Source organism: Archangium sp. (assembly GCF_036388035.1).
Lineage (GTDB): Bacteria > Myxococcota > Myxococcia > Myxococcales > Myxococcaceae > Archangium.
The window spans coordinates 1-10,027 of sequence record NZ_DASVSO010000603.1; the positions used below are offsets into that span (position 1 = coordinate 1).

6 protein-coding genes and 1 pseudogene are annotated in these 10,027 nt (G+C 70.9%); 1 reads left to right on the plus strand and 6 read right to left on the minus strand.

The features are described from left to right. From VF697_RS24645 to VF697_RS24665, 5 genes are all read right to left on the minus strand, one after another. Window positions 1–1,615: adenylate/guanylate cyclase domain-containing protein (locus VF697_RS24645; protein ID WP_331099027.1), on the minus strand; the 1,615-nt coding region annotated here is incomplete at its 3' end. 199 nt (window positions 1,616–1,814) lie between these two features. Then, the gene (locus VF697_RS24650; protein WP_331099029.1) at window positions 1,815–3,158 is read right to left on the minus strand and encodes a cytochrome P450; all 1,344 of its coding nucleotides are present in this window, start codon (window positions 3,156–3,158) and stop codon (window positions 1,815–1,817) included. 50 nt (window positions 3,159–3,208) lie between these two features. Then, a complete protein-coding gene (locus tag VF697_RS24655) occupies window positions 3,209–4,639 on the minus strand; it encodes a reverse transcriptase family protein (RefSeq protein WP_331099031.1) in 1,431 nt (476 codons plus the stop codon). A 447-nt stretch (window positions 4,640–5,086) separates the two neighbouring features. Further along, a complete protein-coding gene (locus tag VF697_RS24660) occupies window positions 5,087–5,806 on the minus strand; it encodes an immunity 52 family protein (RefSeq protein WP_331099032.1) in 720 nt (239 codons plus the stop codon). 30 nt (window positions 5,807–5,836) lie between these two features. Further along, window positions 5,837–7,201: a Tox-REase-5 domain-containing protein gene (locus VF697_RS24665; RefSeq protein WP_331099034.1), complete on the minus strand. Its 1,365-nt coding sequence runs from the start codon at window positions 7,199–7,201 to the stop codon at window positions 5,837–5,839. A 109-nt stretch (window positions 7,202–7,310) separates the two neighbouring features. On the opposite strand from VF697_RS24665, the gene VF697_RS24670 reads away from it, so the two are divergent. After that, window positions 7,311–9,092 carry a hypothetical protein gene (locus VF697_RS24670; protein ID WP_331099036.1) on the plus strand — a complete coding sequence of 594 codons (1,782 nt, stop codon included), beginning with the start codon at window positions 7,311–7,313 and terminating at the stop codon, window positions 9,090–9,092. A 19-nt stretch (window positions 9,093–9,111) separates the two neighbouring features. Here VF697_RS24670 and VF697_RS24675 read toward each other — a convergent pair. Next, a pseudogene (locus tag VF697_RS24675) lies at window positions 9,112–10,027 on the minus strand (SWIM zinc finger family protein); the annotation flags it as partial.

Sequence of the window (10,027 nt, forward strand, 5' to 3'; positions counted from 1 at the left end):
CCAGCAGTCGCTCGGTGCGCGGGGCCTCGTCCTTCAGTCCGTCCAGCTCCAGCAGGCGCGCGAGCACCGGACGCCAGGCGTGGTAGGTCGAGGAGCTCTCCACCGAGGTGCCCGCCCCGCTGGCCGTGGACAGCCCGGCGGCCTCGGCCTGCGCGAGCAGCTCCTCCACCAGCACGGACTTGCCCATGCCGGCCTCGCCCTCGAGGAGCACCGTGCCGCCCACGCCCCGCTCGGCGAGGCTGCGCACCCCCGTGGCCAGCCGGGTGCGCTCCGGCTGGCGGCCCACCACCCGCGTGCTCCTCGCGGCCGTCTCCGCGCCGTGGGCCCCCACGTCGGGGCGGAACACCGGCACCGGCTGCGTTATCCCCTTCATCTTCAGGGGCGCGAGCGTCTCGAAGCGCTGCCGCGCGGAGGCCTGGCGCAGCGTGGTGGCGTCACAGAGGATGTCGTTGCCCGCCGCCTGCATGAGCCGCGCGGCGAGGTTCACCGTGTGGCCCACCACCACGTACTCGCGCCGCGTGGCCCCGCCCGTGGTGCCGCAGAAGACGCGCCCGGTGGCCAGGCCCAGGCGGTACGTCACCCCCTGCGCCCCCAGCGCGGTGCGCACGTCCAGCGCCGTCTGCACCGCTCGCGCCGCGTCGTCCTCGTGCGACAGCGGCGGCAGCCCGAAGGCCGCCACCAGCACCACGCCCTTGTCGTCCACCACCATCTGGTGGGCGCTTCCCCCATAGCGGAAGAGGATGGCCTGGATGGTGCGCAGGGCGCGCTGCAACTCCTCGGGCCGCTGGCCGGCGGCGAAGTCCCGCGTGCCCAGGTTGATGAAGAGCACCGTGACGGTGCGGAACTCGGACAGCCACTGGCCGTGCCCGGCCTCCAGCCGGTGGTTCACCACCAGCGGCAGGTAGGCACGCAGTGCTGGCCCCAGCTCCGGCCGAGGCTCCGGCCGGTGTACCTCCGGCAGGGGCACGGGCTCGAGTGCCAGCAGCTTCCAGCCCGCCTCGCCCCGGGACTCGCCCTGGGCCACGCCGCCGAGTCGCCGCCACGCCTGGGGGCCGAGGATGATCTCCCCTGGCTGCGCCACGTGCTCGGCCTGGGCCATCTCCAGCATCGGCTCGCCCGAGGCCAGGAAGTCCCAGCGTCCCCCCTCGCCGCCCACGTCCGAGAGCTGCACCAGCCCGGCGCCGATGCCCACCTTCAGCCGCAGCCGCACCCCGTCCACCGGCTCGGCGCCCTCGATGAGCGCCTGCGCCGCCCGAGCGCACTGGGCGGCCAGCCGTACGGCGTGGGGCAGCTCCTCCTCGGAGTCCACGGGCCACAGCGCCACCATCGCGTCCCCGGCGAAGCGCAGCGCGTCCCCGCCATGGGCCAGCAGGGTGTCGAGAAGTTGTGAGAAACACGCGTCGAGGATGCCTCGCAGGCGCTCGGCGCCGGAGGGCCCGCCGCGATCCAACGCCTCGGCCATGGCGGTGAAGCCCGTCAGGTCGGCGAAGAGCACCGCGCCCTGCTGCTCGCGCCGGGCCCCTTCTCGCGGGCGGGAGGCATCCTCCGAGAGGGCACGGACGAGCGAGCCGGGCAGGAACGCGGCCAGTGCCTGCAGCCTCGAGGGGGAATTCATGCCGGGAGCGCGTCCCCGCCAGGATGGGCGGGTGGGGGGAACTCCTTCGTAGCAGATGAAGTAGGACCCGGCCACCTTCGGCGAAGGTGCCCGGAGGACGGGCGAACGGGCGAGCCCCTCCGTGTATGCCCGGCCTACGCGAGTGAGCGGAGTCTACGCGGCGTGCGGATGCCACGCGTGCGCGCGGCCTCCGCCTCCGTCACGCGAGGGCTCCGTGACGCGGCCCCTCGTACACCATCTCCACGCCGCCCACCGGGCCGATCGTGATGTTGCGGCGCACCGGGCGCTCGGGCTTGTCGCTCGCGAGCGAGAAGCGGTGGGTGGCCAGCAGCGTGCCCAGGACGATGCGCATCTCGGACAGCGCGAAGGCCGCGCCGATGCAGCGCCGCGCCCCGCCACCGAAGGGCAGGTACTCGAAGGGCGTGAACTTGCGCTCGATGAAGCGCTCGGGCCGGAAGCGCTCGGACTCGGGGAAGCGCTCCGGGTCGTGGTGGGCGAGCCAGATGGACACCATGATGTTGGTGCCCGGGGCGAGCTCGCGCCCGCGCAGGGTGAGGGGGGCGCGGAGGCGGCGGCCGACCACCACCACCACCGGGTGCAGGCGCAGCGACTCGTCGCACACCGCGGACAGGTAGGGCAGCTTCGCGAGTGCCTCCGGCTCGGGCGTCGGGCCCAGCGGGGCGAGTTCCTCCAGCAGGCGCTCGAGCGTCTTGGGCTCGCGGTGCAGGTGGTAGAGCGCCCAGGCCATGCCGATGGCCGTGGTCTCATGGCCGGCGATGAGCAGGGTGCGCAGCTCGTCCTTGAGCTCCGCGTCCGCCATGGGTTGGCCCTCCTCGTCCCGCGCCGCGAGCAGCAAGCTGAGGATGTCGGTGTGGCCCTCCTCGTGCCCGCGCCGACTCGCCAGCTCCTCCGTGAGCAACTGGTCCAGCTCCGCCACGTGGCGCTGGAAGCGCGCCCACGGGCCCATCCCGCCGAAGGAGCGGCGCAGCGGCGCGGCCATCATCAGCAGCGGCGTGTAGGACTCGAGGTAGGCCACCATGACTTCGCGGTAGCGCCGCACACGCTCCGGCTCCTCGATGCCGAAGACGGCGCGGATGATGACCTCCAGGGAGATGTCCTGCGTCATGCCCTGGGCGCGGAAGGTGCCGCCCGGCTTCAGGGTGCTGGCCGCGCGCAGGGTGAGCTCCCGCATGAGCTGCGCATAGGCGCGCATGCGCTCGCCATGGAAGGGCGGCATGAGGAGCTTGCGCTCGCGCTTGTGGCGCTGCCCGCCCATCAGCAGCAGCGAGTTCTCTCCCACGGCGGGTGCCAGGGGAAGCTGGCCGAGGGGCTCGAAGACGGAGGGGTCCGAGCTGAAGACTTCCCGGATGCCCTCGGGGTCGCCGGTGATGACCACGTTGCCCACGGGGAGGGGCAGGGTGAACGGGTCTCCGTAGCGCTCGCGGCACTCCTGGAGGAGGCCGGAGGGATTGCGCATGAACCGGAACGTCTGCAGCGGGGTGATGCGGGGCCCGGGCGGCAGCAGCGAGGTGGCCGTGGACATGGAGCGTGCTCCTCGAAGAAGGCAGGGGTGGAAACCGAGAAAGAGGTGGTTCAGGCCTCGCGCTTCTCCAGCGCGGCGAGCCGCTCCAGGAACGCGCGGCCCTTCGCCGGGTCCGTCATGTGGATGAAGGCGGCCATGCCCTTGAGCTGCTCGAGCGTCTCGCCCTCCTTGCCCGGCTTGCCCTTCTCCCGGTTGTGCAGCGCCGCTCGCAGCTGGCGCACCACCTCGCGCGGCACTCGCGCCCCGGGCTGCCCCTTCGCGGCCTCGTTCACCACCAGCCCCGTCACCACCTGCCGGTTGCCCGGCTTCATCACCCGCGTCTTGTCCGGATGCACCCGGAAGCCCTCGGCCTCCAGCACCCGCTCCACCCGGGCGATCAGCACCGCCACCGGTGCCTCCGGCTTCGTCTTGCTCTTGCGCCAGGAGAACGTCAGGTCATCCGCGTAGCGCGTGTAGGTGAAGCCCAGCCGCCTCGACAGCGCCGACAGCCGCTTGTCCAGGCGCAGGCACAGCGCGTTGGTGATGCCCGGCGACGTCGGCGCCCCCTGCGGCAGCGCGCGCGGGCCCTTCGCCACGTACAGCGTCTTGCCTCGGAACTGCACCACCTCGCGCGGCGCCTCCGTGGCCATCAGCGCCAGCAGCGTCGCCGTGTTCTCCGGCAGCCCGCCCTTGCGCAACACGCCCTTCACCCGCGGCCACGTCACCGAGGGGAAGAAATCCTTGATGTCCATCTTCACCACCACGTCCGCGCCCTTGTGCGCCAGCGCGTTGGTGACGATGGACCGCCCCGCCACGAAGCCGTGCGCCGCCCCGTGCACCGGCAGCCGCTCCACCACGTTCGCCAGCACCCAGCGCTGCGCCGCCTTCAGCTCCTTCTTCGGCGAGGTGATGGTCCGCTTGCCTCCATCCCGCTTGGGAATCTCCCAGCTGATGTAGTGCGTCCCCGTGTCCACCTCCCGGTGGTAGGCGAACCAGCGCAGCCTCGCCACGCTCAGCCCCAGCGCCTTCGACAGCGACTGCGCCGAGCCCAGCTCCGGCAGCCCGTTCGCCTTCGCCCGCTCCTCGCGGTCCTTCAGGTCGAACGCGTCCGGGCCCGCCGCCTCGTCCCAGTGCACCCCCGCACCCAGGTGGTTGATGTGCGTGGCGCGCCACGCCTCCCACGCCAGGCGCTCGAGCCCGCGGCGCTCGGCGGCCTCGGCCTTCTTCTTCTCCTTCCAGGCCGTCTTCTCCTTCTCGGACAGCTCGCTCGGATCCTCGTGCTCGGGCGCGAGCCCCTTGGCCTTCAGCTCGGCGTCGACCCACGCCGCCTGGCCACCGGCCTCCTCAATCGCCTTCCAGCGGGCCAGCCGCGCCTGCTCCTCGCGCTGGCTCACCTCGCGCTGGGCCATGCGGTTGACCCCCGCGTCCACGGCGGCGGGCGGCGGAGAGGACACCACCACGGGCGCCGCGGCGGGGACGAACGTCTCGAGCTTCGCGGTCATCGAGGCACCTCGGAATGGCGAGCGGGCTTCATCCGGGGCGGGGCAGCACGGCGCGAGCGGTCGAGGGAGGCCTGGAACAACACCACCTGCTCACCTGGGGCACGGTAGCCTCACCGGCTCTCCCTGGTACGGGGGCTCCGGCCGCCTGGGGAAACGGCGGTTGCGTCGTTGGCTCAGCTCCCCGGGCGGCCGGAGCCCCCGTACCAGGAGAGAGCCAAGAACAGGCTACCTTGCGGAGAGTGTCCAGCATTGCTTCCAGAGCGGCGCAGCGCCGCTCCCGCGCTCGAGGCGCTGAGGCTGATGCTTTTCCGGACCTCTCTCGACCGCTCGCGCTACCTGGCGCGTCTGCCGTGCTTCGTCGCGTCCGCCCCTCCCGGCCGTGTGTCTCGCGGCCGGACAATCTTCGGGATTTCTACACCATCCCGCCGGCTGAGTCGATGAAGGGCGTCATCCATTCCAGGGGCGCAGCGGCGCGAGCAGCCCGGCCTGGGCGAGGCGCTCGGACACGTCGCGGGCCAGCTCCACGTGCGCGGGGTTGGTGGCGGTGAAGCGCTCGGGGGTGAGGATGACGAGCGTGCCCTTGTCCTCGACGGGCTCGACCTGGACGGGAGGAGTCAGAGGGGGCAGCGGGCCTCGGCGGTGGGAGAAGTACATGAGCCAGCCGACGAAGGTGCCAGCCTTGGTTTTCTTGAGGACCTCACTTCGGTGCATGTCGGAGGTGGCCACTGCCCACTCGGGCTCCCAGGCCACGGCCATGGAGCGCAGCGCCCGTGCGAGAACTGGTGCTTGCAGGATGCGTTCGGCGACGGGGCCTTCCTCCGGTGGATTGAGCACACAGAAGTTGGAGACCCAGGCGGAGGCACAACCGCAGTGAAGGGAGATATTGCTCGCGGCTCCATTGGCTTCTCCGTTCCAGAGGCCCAGGTGGAAGTCATCCTCGGAACGTCCTTCCTTTTGCGGAGCGAACTTCCCCAGGAATTCATCCTTCGTGGGCGAGAAACGGTGCTTCAGTGCCTCCTCCTGGGTCCAGCCCTTCTCGTACCAGTGGGAAAGGCTCGGGTCGCAAGAGGCCAGAAGGTGGAAGAAGGACTCTGCACGCCGAGCACAGAGTTCGGCGCTCTCTCCTCGTGCCAGCCAGTAGGCACCGACGTAGTACGTCTCATTCATGAGCGGGTGACCTCACGGTTGCATGGGCGTTTAGATGACCTCGATGGCATCGAGCTCTCTCAGAGAGAATACCTTTCGGATCCGTTCAGCCACGTCCTGCTCCGCGAAATGCCATTGAATGGGAGTGCCTTTGGCCGCTTGAAGCTGTCTACTGGCTTGGGCGACCATGTCATCGATGCCTTCGAACCAGCTCTTTTCCTGCATCTTCTCGAGCAGTTGCCGGTAGCCGGGTCCCTTGACCTCCAGGAGTACGCCGTTCTTGAAGCCGTCGAAGTCCACGAAGTCCTTGGGTCCTGGCCCGGTGCGGACGCGGTAGACCCATCCCTCCGGAGCGCCCGTCACCTGACTCTGGTAACGCTGGGCCTCTCCGGACATGCGCTCCGTCTTCTGCGTCCATTGGCCGGGTCCTGCGAGTGCCGGAGGCCAGGAGCTGTTGCCGCCGCCGAGCCCATTGCCCTGTGCCATGAAGACAATGGAGACCGATGCGGTACCAGCCCCTACGGCCGCGGTCATGGCTCCGGCCGGCACCGCCAGTTCGCGCACGACCAGTGCGCCCTGGGCCGACACGGTGAGCACCGGAAGTCGCGAGGCCGAGGCCATCCGAGGTCCCACCGTGGCCGCACCGCCCTGGAGCGTCAGAATGTGCGTGGCCAGCCGCGCCGCCTCGCGAATCTGGTCCTCCAGGTTCATTGCCCTGTAGCGGGCAAAGTACTCGGGAGAGCTGGAGATGAGACCCGCTACTGCCGAGGGTAGCTGGGACAAACCCGCCAGGGTGCGCGTCGGCTCGGTGAGCAGGGTCGCCAATCCCCGCGCCATCTCCTCCAGTGCGTCCTCCGCCCCCAGCAGCGCGGCGGTAGCGGGGTTGCGTCCCAGGGCACGTTCGCCCACTGGCGGGGACTCCTGCTTGCGCAGGGCCTCGTCCACGGTGAAGTAGACGCCACCCCCGTCGAAGTGGAAGGCGCCCACGCGCATGCGCTGTACGTACAGCTCACCCTGCCAGAGGGTGGGCTGTCCCAGCCAGGAGATGGGGGTGCCGGTGAGCGCCACGGCGCAGTAGCCATCCGGCCGGGCCACCACCAACCGGCGGAAGCGCCCGGTGCGGGCGAGCAATTCGGCGTAGGTCAGGGGATGGCCGGTAGCGGAGGCCTCACGTAGCAGGCGCGCCAGGGTGGTGCGGGGCGCGAAGGTGCGCAAGGTAGCGGGGGCGCCCACGAGCTCCCGCCAGAGCGCCTGGGCCTTCTCCGGGGTGAGGGCCTGGCCTGGAGGCAGGTAGACGGATTGCGGCAGGCCGGAGTGCCGCAGGAGCATCTGGAACTCGTCCGCCTCGGCGGCGAGGGCACCAGAGGTCAGCAACAGCACGGCGGCCAGGAGTGCGGCGGGGGTCGGCAACCTCATGGCTCCATGCTGGCAGGTGCCGCGTGCAACAGCCACATTACCTGGCCGAGTCGATGAACGGCGTCATTCATCCCAAGGCCGCAGCGGGAGGAGGGTATAGAAGGCCCCCATGGGCGAATGGGGGCAGGCAACGTTCTTCCGGACCGACGACCTCAATGCGCTCGAGCGCGCCATCCGCGACCTCTGCACAGAGGAAGGCCTCGTGGCGGCGCCCTATGTGCGGCGCAAGCGCGAGACATGGGACAGGATGCAATACGGGACTGGCGCGACCTCCGACCGGTGGGCCCTTGCGCTCGGGGCTGGCCGAGGCGGCTGGTCTGTCGTCCGGACCGCGCCGTTCGACCTGCTCGCGGAACCGGGGCCATCGGGCGAGCACCGGCTCGGCATGATCGCGCGCGCTCTTCGGTGCGATGCCCTGCACGTGTCTCTCCAGGACGGCATTGCGATGGTGATGGTGCAGGCCTCATCGACGGGCGAGGTCGTGCTGTCGGGATACACGATGGACGGCCCGATCTTCCACGGTGTCGAAATCGACGAGGAGCACCTCAAGCCCAGAATCGAGTACCTCGACGTGCCGCGCTCTGTACACGCGGCGTTCGAGTGCTCCCTCGTTGACGGCTTCGACGAGCTGCTCGACCAGCTCGCCGGCCGACGATGGGCCGACGTCTCGTTTGCGCTCGTCGAGGGCAGCGAGGTGCCGTTCGCGCGCGTGTCGTCGTTCGTGCGTCCCGCGCTCGACAAGATGCCGCCGCTCCGCGTGACGCTCGCGGTGGAGGAGCACCCGCTCGGCACGCGGTACGTGCTCGACGGTGGAGTGTGGGTGGACGACAGCACCCTCGACGCCGCCAATGCGGAGGTGGGGGCCGCGTTCGTCCGCAAGGTGGCGACATGGCTCGAGGTGCCGGTCACGCTCGAGCCCGGTGTGCCGCGCTCTTCGTTCTGCGTGCGCGCGGCGCCGAGTGAGTGCGTGCGGCGCGTCGGCGTCGAGACTGAGGTGCTGTCCATCGGGTCCACTGAAGGCACCGAGTTCCTCCTCCACGTCGCGCGAGGCGTCGGCACCGCCGAGCTTGAGGAGCGCAGCCCGCACCAGCGGCGACGCGTCGTCGGCGTCCTCGCGCGTGCGCTCGTCGGTACACATGCGAACGCCGACGCTGCATACCGCGGCTTCGAGCGCGTCGTCACGGAGCCGACGCCGCAGGCCGTCGGCGCATTCGCGGGCGAGCGCCTCGTCACGTCATGGTGGCGGCGAGGCAAGTCGGCCATGGCGCTCGAAGGCAGGGAACTCTTCGAGCTGCCGGGGCTCTGCACGGCCATCGCTGGCACGCCGGGGCGGGTCGCCCTCGCGCTCGTCACGCCGGGTTTCGTCAACGAGCGCTCCCAGGGATACGGGCAGGACGATGCCGCGGTCATCGTTGTCATCGACACCAACACGGGCGAGGTGCACGAGGTGCTCCGTAGCGACGCGAGCCTGACGTTCGGGTTCACGAACCTGTGCTTCGCGGGTGACGTGCTCGGTGTCCGGGCCGAGCGCGCCGGAGCGCCGGTCATCGTGACGCTCGACCGTGGCAAGCGGGAGGAGACCCCGGGGGACTTCCAGCAGTGGGTGCGCGAGGCGATTCGGGTCCCGCTCACGGTCGATGATCTCTACTCGACGTATGACATGCCGATGCTCTGGGCCGGGCCGCATGCCGTCGTGGTCGTCGATGCGAGCGCGCCCGCCAGTGGGCGCACGGACGACGGGGCGGCGCTGGCCGTGCTCGATCTGCGCACGAAGCAGCGGCGCCCCCTCTTTGACGCGGAGGGCCTCGAGCCGCTCGCGTTCTCCGCGAGCGGCTCACGGTGCCTCGCGAGAGCCGGTGCACGGAGACTCTTCGTCGGGCGCATGGTCTAAGAGCGGCGTTCGTGTCCGGCTACACCGCTCCGCCTACCGAGTCGATGAAGCCCTCGGCGGCCAGGGACTCCAGGCGCGTGAAGTAGGCCGTGCGCGCCTCGGCGTCCGTGTCGAACCACAGCCGCTGGTGGCGCTGCTCGCCCAGGCGCGGGCCCCACTCGACGGACACCAGCTTGCCGTCCAGCGACACCCGGTACACCTGCTCCTGGCCGGACTCGTCGCGCCGCACGTACGAGCGCGTCTCCGCGCGGATGAGCGCCCGGCCCTTCGGCGTCTGCCGCAGCGCCTCCTCCTGTACTCGCTGCCGGGCGTACGCGAGCCGCAACGCAATCATGTGCTCGCACGGGCCCTCGCGCAGCCCCGAGCGCCGATAGTGCGAGCAGCCGCAGTTGGCCTCGCGCACCCGGCCCTCCAAGTCCAGGAGGAAGCCGGGGAAGAAGCTGCGCACCGCCTCGCGGTCCACCACCTCGCCGCTCAGCCGTGTGCCCACGCCCACCACGTCGTGCACCTTGGTGAGCTTCACCTCGCCCGCTCCCGGGCCTCCGTCGCCCAGCAGCCGGTGCGCCCGCTCCTCGCGCTCGTTGCCGTAGCGGATGACGGCCTCGTCCACCGGGGTGGAGAGCAGCTCGCGCGGCCGGTACGTCCCCCTGGCGATGTCATAGAGGACGCGCCCGCGCAGGCACTCGAGCTGCAACGCCCCGCGCACCGCGTCCTTCGGCGCCTCCGTGCCCGAGGCGAGCGCCTCGAACGTCTGGGGGCCCTCCTTGCGCAGCCGGGTGCGCAGCTTCTCCGCGAGCCCGTCCGGCACCGCGCGCGGCATGAGCGCATCGAAGGCCGCCGCGCTGGACCAGCCGCTCTCCGTCCACCCGGTGAGGGCCAGCGTCAGCGTGGCCGGCCCGAGGTCGATGACCCAGAACACCGGCAGGCCCGGCCCG

Coding starts and splice junctions, on each gene's coding strand:
- VF697_RS24650 (WP_331099029.1), bottom strand. CDS start 3,158: ATGTCCACGGCCACCTCGCTGCTGCCGCCCGGGCCCCGCATCACCCCG.
- VF697_RS24655 (WP_331099031.1), bottom strand. CDS start 4,639: ATGACCGCGAAGCTCGAGACGTTCGTCCCCGCCGCGGCGCCCGTGGTG.
- VF697_RS24660 (WP_331099032.1), bottom strand. CDS start 5,806: ATGAATGAGACGTACTACGTCGGTGCCTACTGGCTGGCACGAGGAGAG.
- VF697_RS24665 (WP_331099034.1), bottom strand. CDS start 7,201: ATGAGGTTGCCGACCCCCGCCGCACTCCTGGCCGCCGTGCTGTTGCTG.
- VF697_RS24670 (WP_331099036.1), top strand. CDS start 7,311: ATGGGCGAATGGGGGCAGGCAACGTTCTTCCGGACCGACGACCTCAAT.